This window comes from Streptomyces sp. CB02959 (assembly GCF_002803155.1).
Classification (GTDB): Bacteria; Actinomycetota; Actinomycetes; order Streptomycetales; family Streptomycetaceae; genus Streptomyces.
In genome coordinates this window covers 25,189-45,589 of record NZ_NNBP01000012.1, presented here as the reverse complement: position 1 = coordinate 45,589, position 20,401 = coordinate 25,189, and the positions used below count along the sequence as shown (strand labels likewise).

At 71.2% G+C, this 20,401-nt stretch carries 17 protein-coding genes and 2 tRNA genes; 9 read left to right on the top strand and 10 right to left on the bottom strand.

The window, feature by feature from the left end; all coding sequences use genetic code 11:
• Positions 1-105 precede the first annotated feature (105 nt).
• A complete protein-coding gene (locus CG747_RS20270) occupies positions 106-1,131 on the bottom strand; it encodes a hypothetical protein (RefSeq protein ID WP_100603192.1) in 1,026 nt (341 codons plus the stop codon).
• A gap of 124 nt (positions 1,132-1,255) precedes the next feature.
• Positions 1,256-3,871: an aminopeptidase N gene (pepN, locus tag CG747_RS20265; protein WP_100603191.1), complete on the bottom strand. Its 2,616-nt coding sequence runs from the start codon at positions 3,869-3,871 to the stop codon at positions 1,256-1,258.
• Positions 3,872-3,964: 93 nt separating this feature from the next.
• Between pepN and CG747_RS20260 the strand changes: the two genes are divergently transcribed.
• Positions 3,965-4,681, top strand: a complete 717-nt coding sequence (locus CG747_RS20260; protein WP_100603190.1) for a disulfide bond formation protein DsbA — start codon at positions 3,965-3,967, stop codon at positions 4,679-4,681.
• A gap of 139 nt (positions 4,682-4,820) precedes the next feature.
• On the opposite strand, the gene CG747_RS20255 is transcribed toward CG747_RS20260, so the two are convergent.
• The 3 genes from CG747_RS20255 to CG747_RS20245 all read right to left on the bottom strand — a co-directional run bounded on the left by CG747_RS20255 (position 4,821) and on the right by CG747_RS20245 (position 8,737).
• Positions 4,821-5,462 carry a superoxide dismutase gene (locus CG747_RS20255; protein WP_100603189.1) on the bottom strand — a complete coding sequence of 214 codons (642 nt, stop codon included), beginning with the start codon at positions 5,460-5,462 and terminating at the stop codon, positions 4,821-4,823.
• 176 nt (positions 5,463-5,638) lie between these two features.
• On the bottom strand, positions 5,639-7,060 hold the full coding sequence (locus CG747_RS20250; protein ID WP_100603188.1) for an amino acid permease: 1,422 nt from the start codon (positions 7,058-7,060) through the stop codon (positions 5,639-5,641).
• Positions 7,061-7,354: 294 nt separating this feature from the next.
• Positions 7,355-8,737 carry an amino acid permease gene (locus CG747_RS20245; protein ID WP_100603187.1) on the bottom strand — a complete coding sequence of 461 codons (1,383 nt, stop codon included), beginning with the start codon at positions 8,735-8,737 and terminating at the stop codon, positions 7,355-7,357.
• Positions 8,738-9,081: 344 nt separating this feature from the next.
• On the opposite strand from CG747_RS20245, the gene CG747_RS20240 reads away from it, so the two are divergent.
• Complete coding sequence (locus CG747_RS20240; RefSeq protein WP_257980560.1) at positions 9,082-9,717, top strand: biotin transporter BioY; 636 nt, start codon at positions 9,082-9,084, stop codon at positions 9,715-9,717.
• 69 nt (positions 9,718-9,786) lie between these two features.
• Here CG747_RS20240 and CG747_RS20235 read toward each other — a convergent pair whose 3' ends face one another.
• Positions 9,787-11,244 carry an amino acid permease gene (locus CG747_RS20235; RefSeq protein ID WP_100603186.1) on the bottom strand — a complete coding sequence of 486 codons (1,458 nt, stop codon included), beginning with the start codon at positions 11,242-11,244 and terminating at the stop codon, positions 9,787-9,789.
• Positions 11,245-11,431: 187 nt separating this feature from the next.
• Here CG747_RS20235 and CG747_RS20230 point away from each other — a divergent pair, with 187 nt between their 5' ends.
• Positions 11,432-11,920 carry a ribose-5-phosphate isomerase gene (locus CG747_RS20230; protein WP_100603352.1) on the top strand — a complete coding sequence of 163 codons (489 nt, stop codon included), beginning with the start codon at positions 11,432-11,434 and terminating at the stop codon, positions 11,918-11,920.
• Positions 11,921-11,995: 75 nt separating this feature from the next.
• Positions 11,996-12,817 carry an Fpg/Nei family DNA glycosylase gene (locus CG747_RS20225; RefSeq protein ID WP_100603185.1) on the top strand — a complete coding sequence of 274 codons (822 nt, stop codon included), beginning with the start codon at positions 11,996-11,998 and terminating at the stop codon, positions 12,815-12,817.
• Between the two features lie 28 nt (positions 12,818-12,845).
• Here the strand turns inward: CG747_RS20225 and CG747_RS20220 are convergent, their stop codons facing one another.
• Complete coding sequence (locus CG747_RS20220) at positions 12,846-14,075, bottom strand: GNAT family N-acetyltransferase (RefSeq protein WP_100603184.1); 1,230 nt, start codon at positions 14,073-14,075, stop codon at positions 12,846-12,848.
• A gap of 166 nt (positions 14,076-14,241) precedes the next feature.
• Between CG747_RS20220 and CG747_RS20215 the strand changes: the two genes are divergently transcribed.
• Positions 14,242-15,348: a PP2C family protein-serine/threonine phosphatase gene (locus CG747_RS20215; RefSeq protein ID WP_257980559.1), complete on the top strand. Its 1,107-nt coding sequence runs from the start codon at positions 14,242-14,244 to the stop codon at positions 15,346-15,348.
• Here the strand turns inward: CG747_RS20215 and CG747_RS20210 are convergent.
• On the bottom strand, positions 15,305-16,516 hold the full coding sequence (locus CG747_RS20210) for a cation:proton antiporter (protein WP_100603182.1): 1,212 nt from the start codon (positions 16,514-16,516) through the stop codon (positions 15,305-15,307). The two genes, CG747_RS20215 and CG747_RS20210, sit on opposite strands and share 44 nt — an antisense overlap.
• 381 nt (positions 16,517-16,897) lie before the next feature.
• Between CG747_RS20210 and CG747_RS20205 the strand changes: the two genes are divergently transcribed.
• A complete protein-coding gene (locus CG747_RS20205) occupies positions 16,898-17,092 on the top strand; it encodes a hypothetical protein (protein WP_037635111.1) in 195 nt (64 codons plus the stop codon).
• 39 nt (positions 17,093-17,131) lie between these two features.
• On the opposite strand, the gene CG747_RS20200 is transcribed toward CG747_RS20205, so the two are convergent.
• Both CG747_RS20200 and CG747_RS20195 read right to left on the bottom strand, forming a co-directional pair.
• Positions 17,132-17,512 carry an arsenate reductase family protein gene (locus tag CG747_RS20200; RefSeq protein ID WP_100603351.1) on the bottom strand — a complete coding sequence of 127 codons (381 nt, stop codon included), beginning with the start codon at positions 17,510-17,512 and terminating at the stop codon, positions 17,132-17,134.
• A 106-nt stretch (positions 17,513-17,618) separates the two neighbouring features.
• Positions 17,619-17,689 (bottom strand) — tRNA-Gly (locus CG747_RS20195).
• A gap of 136 nt (positions 17,690-17,825) precedes the next feature.
• Here CG747_RS20195 and CG747_RS20190 point away from each other — a divergent pair.
• The 3 genes from CG747_RS20190 to CG747_RS20180 all read left to right on the top strand — a co-directional run bounded on the left by CG747_RS20190 (position 17,826) and on the right by CG747_RS20180 (position 20,379).
• Positions 17,826-17,902 (top strand) — tRNA-Pro (locus tag CG747_RS20190).
• 201 nt (positions 17,903-18,103) lie between these two features.
• Positions 18,104-19,492, top strand: coding sequence for a trigger factor (gene tig, locus CG747_RS20185; protein WP_100603181.1), 1,389 nt, complete (start codon positions 18,104-18,106; stop codon positions 19,490-19,492).
• Positions 19,493-19,776: 284 nt separating this feature from the next.
• Positions 19,777-20,379, top strand: coding sequence for an ATP-dependent Clp protease proteolytic subunit (locus CG747_RS20180; RefSeq protein ID WP_180985629.1), 603 nt, complete (start codon positions 19,777-19,779; stop codon positions 20,377-20,379).
• Positions 20,380-20,401: the final 22 nt, after the last annotated feature.

Genomic DNA, 20,401 nt, shown 5'->3' with positions numbered 1-20,401 from the left:
CCTTGTCCAATCCATTCCAATAGATGGAGGTGCGGGCCGCATGGTTGCCCACGGAGCGTGTCCGCTGGTCGCGGACCGTCACGCCCGGTGCCGATACCGGTGCGGTCAGTGCGGGAGGATCACCACGTAGTGCGTCGGCTCCCGGTCCGCCGCCGCCATCAGCGCCGTCCGCACCACCGTGGCCTGCTGCTCCGGGGCCTCCCGCAGGGTCCGCGGCCGGCACCGGACGAGGGTGATGCCGAGCCGCTCCAGGTGCTCCCGGTGCTCGTCCCGGGGCGCGTCGGCACGGCCGTGGTCGGACGGGCGCGGGGTGCGGGTGTCGATCTCCACGGCCACGCCGTACTCCGGCCAGTACGCGTCCACCCCGCCCAGGTACGGGCCGCCCGGCAGCCGCAGGTCGACGTTCCACAGCGGGTCGGGCAGCCCGTAGGCGCGCACCATGTCGTAGAGCCGCTGCTCGGCCAGGGCTCGGCCCTCGGCCATCAGGGCGTCGACCGCGTCCACCACGTGCGGTCGGGTCAGCAGCCGGGCCCGGCTCAGCTCCCGCACCACCGCGGCCGCCTCGCAGTGCCCGCCGCGCACCGCCTCGGTCAGCAGCCGGCGCACCAGGGTCCCGTCCGTGAGGCCGGCCACCGCGTCCGCCAGTGCCCGCGGGACGGGGGCGGTGGGCACCCCGGTGACGTCCTGCGGGGCCGGCAGGTCGGCGCCCCGGACGATCCCCGCGAAGCCCGCCGGGCGCAGCCGCCGGGTGCGCGCCACCAGTACGTCGATGCGGTCCAGGGAGAGCAGCGGGGGAGCGGCGACGAAGCCGTGCAGGGCGAGCGCCGCCAGTCCGGTGACCATCGGTTCCCGGCCGGCTTCCGCGGTCCGGGGCTGGGTCGGCACGGCCGGACCGCGGTGGCGGGCGTAGAGCAGCGCGGCGTGCAGCCGCTCCTCGCTGGTGGGCGGCCCCTGGTGGAGCAGGTGGACGCCGGGCAGCAGCTGCTGCCAGGGGCCGCCCGGCCGGCAGCGCTCGGTGACCTCGGCGGGCGGCACACCGTACGCCCGCAGTTGATGGGTCGTCAGCACCGGGCACCGGCCGTCGGCGAGGTGGTGGAGGGGGAGCGGGGAGAGCGGGGTGTCGTGGTTCATGCCCGGCAGATTCCCGGCCCCGCTCCGCCCCCTAACCGCTGTTACCCGCCTGTGTCACAAGCGGGACAATCCCGCCCTCAAGTACGGGCGTTCGACGGCCGATGACTACTGGTCGCGGGCCGGGTTACGGCCTGGCGCCGGCCGCCTCGTCACAAGCCTGTGCGCGCAGCGCCCGCGCCAGGTCGTCCCGCTCCTCCCGCACCAGCCGGCGCAGTGCGGGCGCGGCCTCCGGGCGCTCCGCCAGCCAGGCGTCCGCCGCCTCCAGCGAGGCCCGGTCCACCTGCCAGGACGGGAACAGCCCGCGCACCACGGACATCCCGATCTCGATGGACCGCTCCCGCCAGATCCGCTCGATCACGGCGAAGTAGCGCGGCGCGTACGGCACCAGCAGCTCCCGCTGCGAGGGTTGCGCGAAGCCGCTGAGGGTCGCCTCGACCAGGGCGTTGGAGAGCGCGTCGGAGTCCACCACGTCCGCCCAGGCGGCCGCCTTGACCTCGGCCGAGGGGCGGGCGGCCAGGCAGCGCACCTGGTGGCGCTTGCCGGACGCGGTGTCGTCGCGGGCCAGTTCGGCGCCGATCGCCGCCTCGTCGGCGGCCCCGTGCGCGGCCAGCGGCAGCAGGAACGCCCAGCGCAGCTCCTGGTCCACCGCCAGCCCGTCGATCTTCGCGGTGCCGTCCAGCAGCCCCCGGAGCAGCTGGAGGTCGGCCGGGGTGGTGGCCACCGCCGCGAAGTGCCGGGCCCAGCTCAGCTGGTGGCCGCTGCCCGGCTCGGCCAGCCGCAGTTCGCGCAGCGCGCCCTCGGACAGCTCGCGGGTGGCCCGCTCGCGGTACTCCGGCGCGACGTAGTGCTCCAGCGCCGCCTCGGCCTGGCCGAGCACCGACTGGAGCACCCCGACGACGGTCTCCGCGCCGGCGAACCGCCGCACCAGCTCCAGGAAGTCGCGGGCCGGCATCAGCCCGTCCCGGGTCAGCCCCCACACCGCGGCCCAGCACAGCGCCCGCGCCATCGGGTCGGTCAGGTCGCCGAGCCGGGCCCGCAGGGTGGCCAGCGATCCCTCGTCGAACCGGGTCTTGCAGTACGTCAGGTCCTCGTCGTTGACCAGGATCAGCTCCGGCCGCTCGATCCCGGCCAGCTCCGGCACCGCGGTCCGCGGCCCGGCCACGTCCACCTCGGCGCGGGCGTAGCGGACCAGCGCCGAGTCGGCGTCCAGCCGGCGGTAGAGGCCCACCGCGACCCGGTGCGGCCGCAGCTCCGGCGTGCCCGTCGGCGGAGCCGGCTGATGAACGGGGAGCGCCGCCTCCTGGAGGATGCTCAGCTCGGTGATCCGGTCCTGCGCGTCATAGGTGACCTGCGGCGTGAGGGAGTTGACGCCGGCCGTCTCCAGCCAGGCGCGCGACCAGGCCGCCAGGTCCCGCCCCGAGGTCTCCTCCAGCACCGTCAGCAGGTCCGCCAGCCGGGTGTTGCCGTAGGCGTGCCGCTTGAAGTAGCGCCGGGCGCCCTCCAGGAACGCGTCCTGGCCGACGTACGCCACCAGCTGCTTGAGGACGCTGGCGCCCTTGGCGTAGGTGATGCCGTCGAAGTTGAGCTTGGCGTCCTCCAGGTCCCGGATGTCGGCGGTGATCGGGTGGGTGGAGGGCAGCTGGTCGGCGCGGTACGCCCAGGACTTGCGGCGGTTGGCGAAGGTGATCCAGCCGTCCGTGAAGCGGGTCGCGCCCACCTGCGCGAAGCTGCCCATGAAGTCCGCGTAGGACTCCTTCAGCCACAGGTCGTCCCACCAGTGCATGGTGACCAGGTCGCCGAACCACATGTGCGCCATCTCGTGCAGGATGACGTTGGCCCGGCGCTCGTAGGACGCCTCGGTGACCTTGCCGCGGAAGATGAACTCCTCGCGGAAGGTGACGCAGCCGGGGTTCTCCATCGCGCCGAGGTTGTACTCCGGCACGAACGCCTGGTCGTACTTCCCGAACGGGTACGGGAAGTCGAAGTGGTCGTGGAAGAAGTCCAGGCCCTGCTTGGTGACGGTGAAGACGTCGTCCGCGTCGAAGTGCCGGGCCAGCCCCTTGCGGCAGAGCGCGCCGAGGGGGACCGTCAGCTCGGTGCCGTCCTCGAAGGTGCGGCGGTAGGTGTCGGTGACGTAGTGGTACGGCCCGGCGACCACGGCGGTGATGTACGTCGAGATCGGCTTGGTGGTCGCGAAGCGGTGCCGGCCCGCCTCGGCGGGGCCCTCCTGGGCGCCGTTGCCGAGCACCAGCCAGCCCTCGGGCGCGGTCACCTCGAAGGTGAACGGGGCCTTCAGGTCCGGCTGTTCGAAGTTGGCGAAGACCCGGCGCGCGTCGGCGGGCTCGTACTGGGTGTAGAGGTAGACCGCGCCGTCCTCGGGGTCGACGAAGCGGTGCAGGCCCTCGCCGGTGCGGCTGTAGGCGCACTGCGCGTCGACGACCAGGGTGTTCTCGGCGGCCAGGTCGGCCAGCGCGATCCGGGTGCCGTCGAAGACCTCGGCCGGGTCCAGCTCCCGGCCGTTGAGGGTGACCGTGCCGACCGAGGGCGCCAGGAGGTCCGCGAAACTCGCCGCGCCGGGCTCGGCGCACCGGAAGCGGATCGTCGTCCGGGAGCGGAAGGTGGCCGCGTCCGCGCCCCGGGCGACCGCTGAGCGGACGTCCAGCGCCACGTCATAGCCGTCGACCGTCAGCAGTTGCCCCCGCTCACGTGCCTCTTCCCGGGACAGATTCTCACCTGGCACGGTGTGCCTCCCTCACCCTCGTCTCGGATATCGAACACGGGGAATCATGGCACGGGCGACGTCGGTTGAAGCGTGCACGGAACAACGCCGTTGATGCTCTCAAGAGGAGACCCCGTGTCCGAGACCGCGAAGACCCCGGCAGACTTCTGGTTCGACCCGCTCTGCCCTTGGGCGTGGCTGACCTCCCGCTGGATGCTGGAGGTGGAGAAGCTCCGCCCCGTCCAGGTCCGCTGGCACGTCATGAGCCTGGCCGTGCTGAACGAGGACAAGCTCGACGAACTGCCCGCCCAGTACGCGGAGAACATGCGCCCCGGCGGCAAGGCGTGGGGCCCGGTCCGCGTGGTGATCGCCGCCCAGCAGCTCTACGGCGACGAGGTCGTCGGCAAGCTCTACACCGCCCTCGGCAACCGCTTCCACACCGCCGGAGAGGGCATCAGCCGCGACTCCCTCGCGGCCGGCATCGCCGACGCCGGCCTGCCCGCCGACCTGATCGACTACGCCGACAAGGACACCTACGACGCCGAACTGCGCGCCTCCCACAAGGAGGGCATCGACCTGGTCGGCCAGGAGGTCGGCACTCCGGTGATCGCGGTGCCCGGGCCGGATTACGACAGCGCGAGCGAAGCGAGCTCTTCCGGGGGCGGAGGCCGGGCGACGGGTGGGCAGATCGCCTTCTTCGGTCCGGTCGTCACGCCTGCCCCCAAGGGCGAGCAGGCGGCCAGGCTGTGGGACGGCACGCTGCTGGTGGCGTCCACCCCCGGCTTCTTCGAGATCAAGCGGACCCGCACCCAGGCGCCGTCCTTCGAGTGAGCGGCGCCGCGCCGCCGTCCCTTCCGCACGCACGAAGCCCCCGCGAGTCACGTCCTCGCGGGGGCTTCGCTCTGTTCCGCCTGCCAAGTGAAAGGTGAGAAGACGATCACGAGGCAGGACGCCTCGGCCGGCTACCGGGTCACGGCGCCAGCAGCAGGTTGTTCGCGCGCTCCTTGGCGGAGGCGTACCGCTTGGCCACGTCCTGCCAGTTCACGACGTTCCACATGGCCTCGATGAAGTCGACCTTCTGGTTCTTGTACTGCAGGTAGAAGGCGTGCTCCCAGGCGTCGAAGACCAGGATCGGCACCGAGCCCTGGCCGACGTTGCCCTGGTGGTCGTAGATCTGCTCGACGATGAGGCGGCCGGTCACCGGCTCGTAGGCGAGCACGCCCCAGCCGGAGCCCTGCGTGGTCGCCGACGCCTTGGACAGCTGCGCCTTGAACTTGGCGAACGAGCCGAAGCTCTCGGAGATGGCGTCGGCGAGCTCGCCCACGCCGTCCTTGTCCAGCGGTTCGCCGCCGCCTTCGCCGGTCATGTTGTGCCAGTAGATGCTGTGCAGGATGTGGCCGGAGAGGTGGAACGCGAGGTTCTTCTCCAGGCCGTTGATGTTGCCCCACTGGTCCTTGTCGCGCGCCTCGGCGAGCTGCTCAAGGGTGTCGTTGGCGCCCTTCACGTACGCCGCGTGGTGCTTGTCGTGGTGCAGCTCGATGATCTCGGGGCTGATGACCGGTGCCAGCGCCGAGTAGTCGTAGGGGAGTTCCGGAAGTGTGTAGGTCGCCATGCCGACCCCGCCTCCAAGCTGCGTAAACGCCGTAGTTGCAAATGATGTGCAAGAGCACGCTATCAGCAGGCATGATCGCGAGCCCGTCATGGCGGGCGTCCTGGTTCCAAAGACGGAGGCGGGGCGGGACCTCGGAAGGAGGTCCCGCCCCGCCTGAAAGGGGTCCGGAAGGAGAACTACCGGTTGCTCAGCGCCCGCTGCCGGACGAGTCCGACCACCGCCAGCACCACACCGAAGCCACCGGTGAACAGCAGCTGGATCCGTTGGTTGTCGTCGCGCACCATCAGCACCAGCACCGCCACGATCCCGACCAGCGCCACCCACGTCAGGAACGGGAAGGCCCACATCCGCACGATCAGCTTCTCGGGCGCCTCGCGCTCCAACTGTCGCCGGGTGCGCAGCTGGGCGACGGCGATGAAGCCCCAGACCACCAGGACGGCGGCGCCGACCATGTTCAGCAGCCACTGGAAGACCGTGGTCGGCCACACGAAGCTCAGCAGCACCGCGACGAACCCGAACGCGGCGCACAGCAGCACCGTCCGGCGCGGCACCCCGCCGCTCACCTTGCCGAGGAAGGCCGGGCCCTGGCCGCGGGCGATCAGCGAGTAGGCCATCCGCGACGAGCCGTAGATGTTGGCGTTCACCGCGGAGAGCAGCGCGATCAGGATGACCACGTTCATGATCTGGCCGGCCGCCGGGATCTTGAGGTAGTCCAGCACCGCCACGTACGGGCCGCTCTTGGCGATCGACGGCGCGCTCCACGGGATGACGGTGACGATGATCGCCATCGAGCCGACGTAGAACAGCGCGATCCGCCACATCGCGGTGCGCACCGCGCGGGCCACGCCGCGGGCCGGGTCCTTCGACTCGGCCGCCGCGATGGTCACCGTCTCCAGGCCGCCGTACGCGAACACCGAGGCCAGCAGACCGACCATCAACCCGTCCACGCCCTTGGGCAGGAAGCCGCCGTCGCCGGTCAGGTGGGCGGTGCCGGGAGCCGAAGTGCCGGGCAGCAGGCCGAAGATGGCCAGCACGCCCAATATCAGGAAGAGGGCGATCGCCGCGACCTTCAGGGCGGCGAACCAGAACTCGAACTCACCGAAGTTGGCGACCGCGGTCAGGTTGGTCGCGGTGAAGACCACCATGATCAGCAGGACCCACATCCACGGCTCGGTGGAGGGGAACCACTGGTGCAGCACGTCCGCGGCGCCCAGCGCCTCGGCCGCCACCGCCACGCACAGCAGCGCGGTGAACATCCAGCCCACGGTGAAGCCGGCCCAGGACCCGATGGACCGCTCGGCGTGCACCGAGAAGGAACCGGAGGAGGGGTGGGCCGCGGACATCTCGCCGAGCATCCGCATGACCAGCATGACCAGCGCGCCGGAGACGGCGTACGCCAGCACGATCGACGGGCCGGCCGCCGCGATGCCCTCGCGGGAGCCGACGAACAGGCCCGCGCCGATCACCCCGCCGAGGGCGATCATCGAGAGGTGGCGCTGCTTGAGGCCGTGCGACAGTGCGCCGTCGTCCTGGCCGGTGCCCGGGGCCGCGGCGTTCCGCGCACCGGCGGACGCGGCGGACGAGGGTGTCCGATTCATGTCGTACCTGTCCCAGTAGGTGAGATGCGGGCGGGGCGATACTGCGTTCTCCCGGGGCCGCGGACGGCTCATCTCCGGGGTCCTCGGCAAAGCTGGCTCAGTCTGAGTGTCCGTGTCCGCTCAGGGCAACAGGCGTGCAGCGATTGTTCGGTATTCAGACGCGATCGTGACCGAGCGTGTCTGATACATCGTCGAATGCGATGAAGTGTGAGGTACATCTCAAATGTGGACCAGGCGCCCCGGCACCGCCCCGGCGCACCGGACCGCGCCCGCCCCTCCGGGCGGCAGCGGCCCTCAGCCCCGCACCCGGCGCGCCCGCAACTCCCGCAGCCCCGCGACCGCCAGCACCGCGGCGGTCGCACCGGCCGACCACAGCAACTGCGGCCGGGCCGTGTCGTCGGTCAGCATCAGCACGATCACCACGCCCATCGCCACCAGCGCCACCCACGTCAGATAGGGGAACGCCCACATCCGCAGCACCAGCCGCTCCGGCGCCTCCCGTTCGATCCGGGGCCGCAGCCGCAACTCGGAGACCGCGATCAGCCCCCAGACGAACAGCAGCACCGCGCCGACCGCGTTGAGCAGATAGAGGAAGACCGAATCCGGCCACTTCAGATTCAGCAGCACCGAGACGAAACCGAACGCCACCGACGCCAGCACCGCCCGCCGCGGCACCCCGCCGCCCGACACCTTCAGCAGGCCGCGCGGCGCCTCCCCGCGCTCGGCCAGTGAGAACACCATCCGTGACGAGCCGTAGAGATTGGCGTTCAGCGCCGACAGCAGCGCCACGAACACCACGATGTTCATGATCTGCCCGGCGCCCGGCACCCCGATGTGGTCCAGCACCATCACGTACGGACTCTTGCCCGGCTGCATCGCCGACCACGGCAGCACGGTGACGATGACCACCATCGAGCCCACGTAGAAGAGCAGGATCCGCCACACCGCGCTGCGCACCGCCCGGCCCACCGCCCGCGCCGGATCGTCCGACTCGGCCGCCGCGATGGTGACCACCTCCAGGCCACCGAAGGCGAACACCACGGCCAGCACCCCGGAGACCACCCCGGACCAGCCGTGCGGCAGCAGCCCGCCGTGTCCGGTGAGATTGGCCAGCCCCATCGGCGAGGTGTCCGGCAGCACCCCGAAGACCGCCAGCAGGCTCAACGCCAGGAACAGCACGATCGCGGTGACCTTCAGCGCCGCGAACCAGAACTCGAACTCGCCGAAGTTCTTCACCGCGGCCAGGTTGGCGACGGTGAACACGACCATGAAGAGCAGCACCCACCCCCACTGCGGCACCGCCGGCACCCAGCCGTGCGCGATCTGCGCCGCCCCGGTGGCCTCCACCGCCAGCACCACCACCAGCAGGAACCAGTACAGCCAGCCCACGCTGAACCCGGCCCAGCGCCCCAGCGCCCGCTCCGCGTGCACCGAGAACGCCCCCGACGCCGGCATCGCCGCCGACATCTCCCCGAGCATCCGCATGATCAGCATCGCCAGCGCCCCGGCGATCAGATAGGACAGCACGATCCCCGGCCCGGCCACCGCGATCCCCGCGCCGGAGCCCACGAACAGCCCGGCCCCGATCACCCCGCCCAGCCCCAGCATCGTCAGATGGCGCTGCTTGAGTCCCGCGGACAGCGGTTCTTTCTCTATCAGGGGCGGTGCGTCGTGCATCGGTTCGTACTCTCGCAAGGGGCGCAAGGGCGGGATCGCCGCCCGATTTGGGGGAACTCCACAGGTGGCCGCGGAGCCGTCCCAGTGTCCCCGCCCGCCCCTGGCTAGCACAAAACCGGCACCACGCCACCGTCCCGCCCGTGACGAGCATCACGTGACCTGCGAAGACGCCCCGCGCGCCGAGGGGCTCCGGCATTCTGGCGGTTGTCCGGATCTCCCCAAGCGGGCCGGTACGGCTTTGTCACCGCTCGCACATGATCGCCGCCGCCCCGCTGAACTAACGTCATCACGTCCCGCCGGACCGTCCATCCCGGACGGTCCCCTCACACCCGCGGAGTCCCCTGATGAGCACAGCCTCTCCCACCCTCCTCCCCCAGTCTCGACTCCGTTCGACCGGGGGGACCCCCATCGGAGCGGTCCTCGCCGACCTGCTGCCGGCCGCCACCGCCACCCGCGCCCGCGTCCGCGACGCCGCGCTGGTCGCCGGCGGCGCCGTGATCACCGGCATCGCGGCCCAGATCGCGATCCCGGTCCCCGGCTCCCCGGTCCCGGTCACCGGCCAGACCTTCGCCGCCCTCCTCGTGGGCGCCTCGCTCGGCGCCCGCCGCGGGCTGCTGTCGCTGGTGGTCTACGCACTGGCCGGCATGGCCGGCGTGCCGTGGTTCGCGGGCGGCGCCTCGGGCGCCGGCGGGGCCACCTTCGGCTACGTCCTCGGCATGCTGCTCGCCGCCACCGCCGTGGGCGCGCTGGCTCGCCGCGGCGGCGACCGCGGGGTGCTCCGCACCGCCGCCACGATGGCCGCCGGCAACGCCCTGATCTACGCGGTCGGCGTCCCCTACCTCGCGCTCAGCACGGGCATGTCCTTCGGCCAGGCCGTCGCCGTCGGCATGGTGCCGTTCCTGATCGGCGACGCCCTCAAGGTCGCCCTCGCGATGGGCGCGCTGCCCACCGCCTGGAAGCTGGCCGGCCGCCGCGGCTGAGCACCCGGAGGAACGCCGACGGGGCCCGCACCCTGGGAGGGTGCGGGCCCCGTCGGCGTTCCTGAGCGGTTACGCGTTCTCCGGCGCCTCCGCGGCCGCCGCCGGCACCTCACGGGGCCGCCGCTTCTGCAGGACCAGCCCGGCGACCAGCACGACCACGGCCGCCACCACCGACAGCACCATCTGCTCCCGGCCGTCCTTGTCGTAGAACATGTAGCCCACGACGAAGACGATCAGCGCGATGGTGGCGTAGGTCAGCCACGGGTACAGCCACATCCGCACCGTCAGCCGCTCCGGCGTCTCCCGCTCGATGATCCGGCGCATCCGCAGCTGCGAGACGCAGATCACCAGCCAGACGAAGAGCGCCACCGCGCCCGAGGAGTTCAGCAGGAACTGGAAGATGGTGTCCTTCGAGGTGTAGCTGAAGATCGTCGCGACGAAGCCGAAGGCCACCGACGCCCAGATCGCCACCGCCGGGACGCCGCCCTTGTTGACGGTCGCGAACGCCTTCGGCGCGTCGCCGCGCTCACCGAGCGAGAACGCCATCCGGGACGCCGTGTAGAGCCCGGAGTTCAGACAGGACAGCACCGCGGTCAGCACGACCACGTCCATCACGATGTCCGCGTACGGGATGTTCAGCGACTTCAGCACCGCCACGTACGGGCTCTTGGCCACCGCCGGGTCGTCCCACGGCAGCAGGGTCACGATCACCGCGATCGACCCGATGTAGAAGAGCGCGATCCGCCAGATCACGCTGTTCACGGCCTTGCGGACGGCCGTCACCGGGTTCGGCGACTCGCTCGCCGCCAGCGTGACGATCTCGCTGCCCATGAAGGAGAAGACCACCAGCAGCATCCCGGAGAGGATCGCGCCCGGTCCCTGCGGTAGGAATCCGCCGTGGTCCAACAGGTTCGCGGTGCCCACCGCGTGGTGCCCCGGCGGCAGTCCGAAGATCGCCAGCGCGCCGACCACGATGAAGATCACGATCGCCACGACCTTGATCCCGGCGAACCAGAACTCGAACTCGCCGAACGAGCCCACCGACACCAGGTTGGTACCGGTCAGCACGATCATCACCAGCAGCGCCCAGGCCCACTGCGGCACCGCCGGTATCCACCCGGTCAGGATCGACGCCGCCGCGGTCGCCTCGACCGCCAGCACCACCGACCAGAAGAACCAGTACAGCCAGCCGATGGTGAAGCCGGCCCAGCGGCCCAGGGCCCGGTCCGCGTACGCGGAGAACGAACCGGACGTGGGGGAGGCCGCGGCCATCTCGCCCAGCATCCGCATCACCAGCACGACCAGCAGACCGGTCAGCGCGTACGAGAGGAGGATCCCCGGGCCGGCGGCTTTGATGCCGGCCCCGGATCCGACGAAGAGGCCGGCGCCGATGACCCCGCCGATGGCGATCATGGACAGATGGCGGTTCTTGAGGCCGGCCTGGAGCCCGTCAGGCGACCGGTTCGCGGTGCCGCTGCCGGGTTCGGCAGCGGGGACCGCGGGGGAGGTAGGCGGGTGCGCGCCCATGTGCACCGTCCTTCGGTGGTTCTAGTGTCGAACCCAGGCATTAGAACGTTGTTAACGAGCGTTTGGAAGAGCCGAATCCGGATCGTGTCGTTACTGGCGAGTTGCCTGGAGTTGCGGGGCGCGGCCGGCGGACGGGCCGCTGCCCCGATGGCGTATTCCCCGGGAACGGCATGCCACACTCATGACCATGCGCGTGTACATCGGCTCCGACCATGCCGGCTTCGACCTCAAGAACCACCTCGTCGACTGGCTCAAGGCCAACGGCCACGAGCCCGTCGACTGCGGTCCGCACATCTACGACGCCCAGGACGACTACCCCCCGTTCTGCCTGCGCGCCGCGGAGAAGACCGCCGCCGACCCGGAGGGCCTGGGCATCGTGATCGGCGGCTCCGGCAACGGTGAGCAGATCGCCGCCAACAAGGTCAAGGGCGTCCGCGCCGCGCTGGCGTGGAGCGAGGAGACCGCCAAGCTCGGCCGCGAGCACAACAACGCCAACGTCGTCTCCGTCGGCGGCCGGATGCACACCGTCGAGGAGGCCACCCGCTTCGTCGAGGTCTTCCTCGCCACCCCGTACTCGGGTGAGGAGCGGCACACCCGCCGGATCGAGATGCTCTCCGCCTACGAGACCGCCGGTGAGCTCCCCCCGATCCCGGCCCACCACCCGCAGCAGGGCTGACCCCCTCGCACCCCGCCGTCGCCCGTTTCCCCGGTGGCCACCGGGGGAGCGGGCGCGCCCACTGGAGGACACCCGATGCCCGAGGGGCACACGATCCACCGCCTGGCCGCGGACCACCGCGACCGGTTCCAGGGGCGGAAGGTCCGGGTGACCAGCCCGCAGGGCAAGTTCGCCGAGGGCGCGGCGCTCATCGACGGCCAGGTCATGGAGACCGCCGAGGCCCACGGCAAGCACCTCTTCCTCGGCTTCGGCCTGGACCGCTGGGTCCACGTCCACCTCGGCCTCTTCGGCAAGCTCGGCTTCGGCACCGCCCCGGCCCCGCCGCCCACCGACACCGTCCGGCTGCGGCTGGTCGGCGCCGGCCACCACGCCGACCTGCGCGGCCCCACCGCCTGCGCGCTGATCACCGACGCCGAGAAGCAGGCGATACACGACCGGCTGGGCCCCGACCCGCTGCGGCCGGACGACGACGGCGACCGCGCCTGGCAGCGGATCGCCCGCAGCCGCACCACCCTCGCGGCGCTGCTGCTCGACCAGAAGGTGATCGCCGGCGTCGGCAACGTCTACCGCGCCGAGGTCCTCTTCCGGCACGGCATCGACCCCTACCTCCCGGGCCGCGCCCTCCGCCGGGACCAGTGGGACGCCGTCTGGGCCGACCTGGCCGCCCTGATGCGGGAGGGCGTGCGGAACAACCGGATCGACACCGTCCGCCCCGAGCACACCCCGGAGGCCATGGGCCGCCCGCCCCGGGTCGACGACCACGGCGGCGAGGTCTACGTCTACCGCCGCACCGGCGCCGCCTGCCACATCTGCGGCAGCGAGGTCCGCACCGCCGACCTCGCCGCCCGCAACCTCTTCTGGTGCCCCGGCTGCCAGCCCGCCGCCGCCCGCCCCTGAAGGACGCGGCGGGCCGTGCCCGCAACCGTCAGAAGCCGTGCGGCAGCCACGGCGCCGCGTCCGACCCGAACGCCACCGACGCCGCGGCCAGCGCCCCCGTCCGCAGCTCCCGCACCCGCCCGGCACCGGCCAGCGCCGACAGCGTGAACCCGCCCAGATAGGCCGAGCCCAACTCCCGTACGGACAGCGCGAGTTCGGCAGGATCGGTGGTCCGCTCGCAACTCGCGCCCTTCGCGTCGCCGGACAGCCGCCAGCGCCCCGCGTTCCACGGGCAGAAGTCGTCGGCGACCTCCAGCACCACGTCCACCGGCGCCTGGTACGTCCGGGCCGCCAGCGCCGCCCCGACGTCCACCGGCCGGACGAACAGCGACTCCCGCACCCCGATGTCGCACCGCCGCTGGTCGGCCACCAGGTGCAGCAGCGGGTCGTCCACCGGCCGGCCGCGCACCGCCACCGACGCCGTCAGGTCGATCCCGAACAGATAGCGCCACAGGGCGGCGTAGGCCACCGGGTCCAGCGCGTCGATATGGCGCACCAGCACCGTCCCGCGCGGCCCGGTGTGATCCCACTCGGGCTTGACGGCGTACCGCGCGTACCCCCGCACCTCGCCGTCCACCTCGGCCAGTACGCACTGCAGCGCACCGGCGCCGTTCCGCTCGCCCTCCGGGTCGAGCACCCCGCCCCGCCCCCAGTGCGGGCGGCGCGCCAGCATCCCGGGCCGGGTCGGCACCAGCCGCGCGTAGACCCGCTCGCACTCCTCCAGCGCGGCCGCCGGATCCACCAGCCGCAGCCGGACGTCGTCCACGCCCGGCAGGTCCGGGGCGGCCAGCCGCAGCGTGTCCACGGTCATCCGGAGCTCCTGGGTGGCCGGGCCGTACCCGAACCGCCCGTAGATCGCCGGCTCCGTGGCGGTCAGCACCGCCAGTGCCTCCCCGCGTTCGTGCACGTCCGTCAGCTGGTGCCGCATCATCGAGCGCAGCACCCCGCGCCGCCGGTGGGTCGGCTGCACGCTGATCAGGGTGACCCCGGCCACGGCCAGTTCCGCGCCGCCGGGCACCGTTAGTCCGAACGAGAACGATCCGCCGGTGCCGACGATCTCGTCACCGTCCCGGACCGCGAACGCCCGCTCGACCTCGGTGATCGCCCGCCACCACGCGCGCCTCTCCGGCCCGTCCGGGATCCCGCCGAACGCCACGTCCAGCTTGTCGTACCAGGCATCCCAGTCGGCATCCCGCAACGGCCGCAACTCTGTTGTCATGGGCCATCCCTAGCAGCCCGCCCTCCGGCCGCGCGACCGCATTTCGAACGCGAATTCCCCGCAATTCCCCGGGGTGACGTGCGGCGAATCGACGCGCCGCCGAACGGGTGGATAAGGTCCCAGAACAATGACACGCGGCGCGGGAGCGGAAAGCCTGAGGGCCCGGATGCGCAAACGGCTGCACCGGGCCCGGATCGGCATGCGCAAGGCCGGTGTCGACTACTTCCGCGGCGACGGCTCCGACTGGGTCGCGCTGGCCGCCCTGCTCGCCGCCGTCCCGGCCATCGCCGGCGGCACCCTCTGGCACCCGGAGTGGATCGCGCCGACCGCGCTCGTCCTCCCGATCATCGCCGGCGGCCTGCTGCTGCGGCCGGCCAACCTCCTCGCCCTGTACGCGGCCTCCGCCGCCGCACTGATCGTCGAGGCGGCCCTGTTCGGCCCGTACGACGAGGGCCGCGACCGGATCACCCCGGGCACCGTCCTGGTGGTCGCCGCGGTCGGCCTCTCCGGGCTGCTGGTCGCCCAGTTCCGCAGCCGGGTCGGCGTGCCCTGGCGGCGCGGCGGCACCATGCTCTTCGACCTGCGCGAACGGATCCGCGTCCAGAGCAAACTCCCCAAGCTCCCCAAGGGCTGGCACCACGAGATGGCGCTCCGCCCGGCCGGCGGCCAGTCCTTCTCCGGCGACTTCGTGGTGGCCTCCTGCACCCAGGGCGGCAACATCCTGGAGGTCGTGCTCACCGACGTCTCCGGCAAGGGCATGGACGCCGCGTCCCGGTCGCTGCTCCTCTCCGGCGCCTTCGGCGGCCTGCTCGGCTCCCTCCCGCCGCACGCCTTCCTGCCGGCCGCCAACGGCTACTTGCTGCGCCAGGACTGGGACGAGGGCTTCGCCACCTCCGTCCACCTCGTCCTCGACCTGGAGTCCGGCGACTACGAACTCTTCTCCGCGGGCCACCTCCCCGCCCTCCAGCTCAGCGCGGGCACCGGCCGCTGGGAGGAGAAGGCGGGGGAGGGGCCGCTGCTCGGGGTCTACGACGGCGCCCAGTTCGACCCGGTCAAGGGGACGCTGCGCCCCGGCGACGTCCTGATGCTGTTCACCGACGGCCTGGTGGAGGCCGCCGACCGCGACATCGCCGAGGGCATCGACCGCCTGACCGGCGAGGCCGAGCGCTATGTGCACGGCGGCTTGGCCGGCGCCGCCTGGCACCTGATCGAGGCCGTCGCCAAGGACGTCAACGACGACCGGGCACTGCTGCTGATCTGTCGGGACGGCTGACCGCCGCGGCGGGCTCGGCCGCCCGCCCCGCGCCACCACCCGGCAGCACCCGCGCCAGCAGCCCGGAGCGGCCGGCCGCCAGCGGTCCGAGGACCGCCAGGATCAGCACGTAACCGGCGATGAACGGGGCCAGCCGGTCGTCGAGTCCGGCCCCCGCCGCCATCGTCGCGAGGATCAGCGCGAACTCGCCGCGGGCCAGCAGCGCGGTGGCGATGTTCGCGGCCGGCCCGGGACCGAAGCCGTGGATCCGGGCCGCGGCCAGCCCCGCGAGGACGTTCATCGCCAGCGTCAGCGCCACCGCGATCAGCACCGGCCACACCACCGTCGGCAGGTCACCGGGGTCGATGGAGAGCCCGAACGCGAAGAAGAAGATCGCCCCGAACGCGTCCCGCAGCGGATGCACCAGCTTCCGGATCCGCGGCCCGGAACTCGTCCCGCCGAGCATCAGCCCCACCATGAACGCCCCGATGGCGTCGGCGACCCCGAACCACTCGGAGACCCCGGCGACCAGGACCGCGGCGCCGAGGAAGGAGATCACCAGCAGTTCGCTGTCCTTGGTGGCGATCAGCCGGCCGATGAGCCGGGTGCCCCAACGGGCCGCCGCGGCGAGCAGCAGCAGGAAGCCGAACGCCTTCCCCGCGGCCGGCGCCGCCGCCGCGAGCGAGTCGGCCCCGGAGAGCACCGGTTGCAGCGCGGCCAGGTAGAGGGCCAGGAAGATGTCCTCGACGACGATGATGCCGAGGATCGGCTTGGTCTCCGGATTTCCCAGCCGCCCGGTGTCGACCAGGACCTTGGTGACGATCGCGGACGACGAGATGCCGAGCACCCCGGCGAGCACCAGCGCCTCGGAGGCGCCCCAGCCGAGCGCGAAGCCGAAGCCGAGCCCGGCACCGACGTTCAGCGTCAGGTACGCGCCGCCGGCCAGCGCCATCCGCCGACCGCCCGCCTTGAGGTCGTCGACGTGGAATTCCAGGCCCAGGTAGAAGAGCAGCAGCACCAGGCCGAGGAGGGAGAGCATTTCCAGGTCGTGCGGATCGGCGACCAGCACGATGCCGGGCGTGTGCGGGCCGAGCAGGATTCCGGCCAGGATGAACAGCGGGATGGTGGGGAGTCCGATGCGGCCGCCGAGGCGGGCCAGGACGGCGGCGGCAAGAAAGGCGCCGCCCATGGCGATCAGGGTGTCTGCGTGTCCGATGGGCCCGTTCCTCCTGGTCGTCAGTGCGCCGTCGATGTGAGTCCGGGCACGTGCCGGTCGCACACGAGGTCAAGACAGCGTCAAGAACTAGTCAATACTTAGATTACCAAAGCATTAACCAGTGACCGTTGTGAGGCGGTGCGGGAGCTTTTGGGGGTCGGTCCGGCGGGGCAAGAGGGCCCGCCGGACCGACCGGAAGCGGCACGGGATGAACGATCGGGAACGAGCAAAGCGTTGGCCGATGATTCGTCACCCGCCTGCAATGGGCAGGGAGTTGATGGCACGATGGGTGCCGGGGTGTGCGCGGCATGCCCCAGGGCCGGTGAGGCGTTCCGACCGAGGGTGTGATCAGTTGTGGCTCTGTCGCTATCAGTTGTCCTGATGTTGGGAATCATCCTGGTCGTACTGATCAGACAGAAGGCGATCAAGGCCGGACCGGCGTTCGTCGCCATACTTTTCGGCTTCTTCCTTGCCTCCACGGGCATGGCGCCGTCGATCAACAGATTCTTGAACTCCATCGCGCAGACCATCAACCACATCACGTTCTAGGACGGGTTCCTGGAACGGGTCACGGTCCGCAGGCCGGGCTCAGGGGGTCCGTCCGCCCCCGGTCCGGGTCAGCGCGTCACGTACGGCATCCTCGCTGCGCCCCACCAGCGCCGATCCGTCGTCGGCGGTGATGATCGGCCGCTGGATCAACTTGGGGTGCGCCGCCAGCGCCTCGATCCATCGGTCCCGCTCGGCGTCGGTGCGCCCCCATGCCCCGACGCCCAGTTCCTTCGCCTCGGCCTCCTGGGTCCGGGTGATGTCCCAGGGCTCCAGGCCCAGGCGGTCCAGTACGGCGCGCAGCTCGCCGGCGGTCGGCGGCTCCTCCAGATACTTCCGTACGGTGTACTCGGCGCCCTCGGCGTCCAGAATCTCCACCGCTGCACGGCACTTCGAGCACGCGGGATTCAGCCAGATCTCCATGCCGGCCACCCTAGGGACTCCCGTTGCGGGAGAGAAGCAGGGGTGCACAGAAGCCCCGGGAACGCGGAAAGCCCCGGACCGAAGGGTCCGGGGCTTTCCTCTTGCGAGCGGGCGACGGGAATCGAACCCGCGTAGCCAGTTTGGAAGACTGGGGCTCTACCATTGAGCTACGCCCGCGAGCGCCGACGGTCGGTGAGACCTCGGCACGCAGAGCATCGTAGCGGGTGAAGGCGGTCGCGCGCACACCGCATCGCGCTCCCGAATAACGGGCAGCCACACCGTCCGCGGCCATGTACCCTACGTGTCGCACCGACGGGGTGTGGCGCAGCTTGGTAGCGCGTCCGCTTTGGGAGCGGAAGGTCGTCGGTTCGAATCCGGCCACCCCGACCAGTAGGTACGCGGCCCGCGTGACGGAAAGCGGGCATAAGCGACCGTTGAAGATCGCGTTGTGGGTGCCCTCCTCCTTGCGGTTACTATGCAAGCTGCGTGCCCGTATGTCTCTGTACCGGGCGCGATCGGCCGGGCCGGGACATGCCGGACGCCGGCTGATCTCAGGCAAAACCCCCGAAGTCAGCCCAAGGAGACCGAACCGTGAAGAGCGCCGTGGAGACCCTGAACCCGACCCGGGTTCGGCTCACTGTCGAGGTGCCCTTCGAGGAGCTCAAGGACAGCCTCGACGCGGCGTACAAGAAGATCAACCAGCAGGTCACGGTGAAGGGCTTCCGTCGCGGCAAGATCCCGGCTCGCGTCATCGACCAGCGGTTCGGTCGCGGCGCCGTGCTGGAAGAGGCCGTCAACGACGCGCTCCCGAAGTTCTACACCAGCGCGGTCAACGAGGCCGAGCTCAACGTCCTCGGCCAGCCCGAGGTCGACATCACCGAGCTCAAGGACAACGAGCTGCTGGCCTTCACCGCCGAGGTCGACATCCGCCCCGCCCTGGAGATCCCGGACTACTCCGGCATCGAGGTCGAGGTCGACGCCGTCGAGGTGTCGGACGAGGACGTCGACAAGTCCGTCGAGCAGCTGCGTGAGCGCTTCGCCTCGACCAGCGTGGTCGAGCGCGCCGCCCAGGACGGCGACGTGGTGACCGTGGACCTGGAGGCCAAGGTCGATGGCGAGGTGCTGGCCGACGGCATCGCCAACGGCGTCAGCTACACCATCGGCTCCGGTGAGCTCCTCGACGGCATCGACGAGGCCGTCAAGGGCCTGGAGGCCGGCGGCAGCGCCACCTTCACCTCCGAGCTCAAGGGCGGCTCCGCCCAGGGCAAGGAGGCCGAGGTCAAGGTCGACGTCACCGAGGTCAAGGCCCGCGAACTCCCCGAGCTGGACGACGAGTTCGCCCAGATGGCGAGCGAGTTCGACACCCTCGACGAGCTCAAGGCGGACAGCCGCAAGCGCCTGGAGCGGATGAAGAAGTTCGACCAGGCCACCCAGGCCCAGGAGAAGGTCCTGGAGGCGCTGCTCGGGCTGATCGAGGTCCCGATCCCCGAGAAGCTGCTCGAGGACGAGATCCGCACCCGCAAGCACAACCTGGAGCACCACCAGCTCGGCCAGATGGGCCTCGACCTCGCGAAGTACCTGGAGATCCAGGGCAAGACCGAGGAAGAGTTCGACGCCGAGACCAAGGAGCAGGCCGAGAAGGGCATCAAGACCCAGTTCGTCCTCGACGAGCTGGTCAACAAGGAGAAGCTGAACGTCAGCCAGGAGGAGCTCACCGAGCACCTCATGCGGCGTGCCCAGTCCTCCGGCATGAGCCCCGACCAGTTCGCCCAGGCCGTCGTCGAAGGCGGCCAGGTGCCGATGCTGGTGGGCGAGGTCGCCCGCGGCAAGGCCCTCGCTGTGGTCGTCGAGGCCGCCACGGTCAAGGACACCAAGGGCGAGGTCGTCGACCTTGAGGACGAGGACGAGACGGAGGCCGCCGAGGCCGTCGTCGCCGAGGCCGAGGGTGCCGACGAGCAGGCGGAGAAGTCCGAGGGCTGAGCCCCGGTCGCACCGCTGACCGACTGATCACGGGCCCGAACGCGCACGTCCGCGTGTTCGGGCCCGTGTGTCGTCCCGGTCCGTGAGCCTGCGCTCACAGCGAACAGTTCTCGGTCTGGGATGGCGTTGTCCGACCTGCGCGTTAGGGTCCGTAGATACGAGGGCAGGGGAGTCGCTGTAAGTGCGCCGGGCGCACCACACGGCGCGGTCCCCGGCCCCTGAAGACGACGCTGAGACGGCCCCTGGCCGTCCGACAACGAGCAGGTGGACACGTGACGATCCCGATGCCTTCCGCCGCCGCTGAGCCGACCTTCGGTGGCCTCGGCGACCAGGTCTACAACCGGCTGCTCGGCGAGCGGATCATCTTCCTCGGCCAGCCGGTCGACGACGACATCGCCAACAAGATCACGGCGCAGCTGCTTCTCCTGGCCGCTGATCCGGACAAGGACATCTACCTCTACATCAACTCTCCGGGTGGCTCGGTCACGGCGGGCATGGCGATCTACGACACCATGCAGTACATCAAGAACGACGTGGTCACCATCGCCATGGGCCTCGCCGCCTCGATGGGCCAGTTCCTGCTGAGCGCCGGCACCCCGGGCAAGCGCTTCGCGCTGCCGAACGCGGAGATCCTCATCCACCAGCCGTCCGCGGGCCTGGCCGGCTCGGCCTCGGACATCAAGATCCACGCCGAGCAGCTGCTGCGCACGAAGAAGCGTCTGGGTGAGCTCTCCGCCATGCACACCGGCCAGACGCTGGAGCAGTGGACCAAGGACGCCGACCGCGACCGCTGGTTCGGCGCCGAGGAGGCCAAGGCGTACGGCCTCATCGACGACGTCATGCCCTCCGCCGCCGGCGTTCCGGGCGGGGGCGGCACCGGGGCCTGAGCCCCGGCCCACGTCCCGCAGT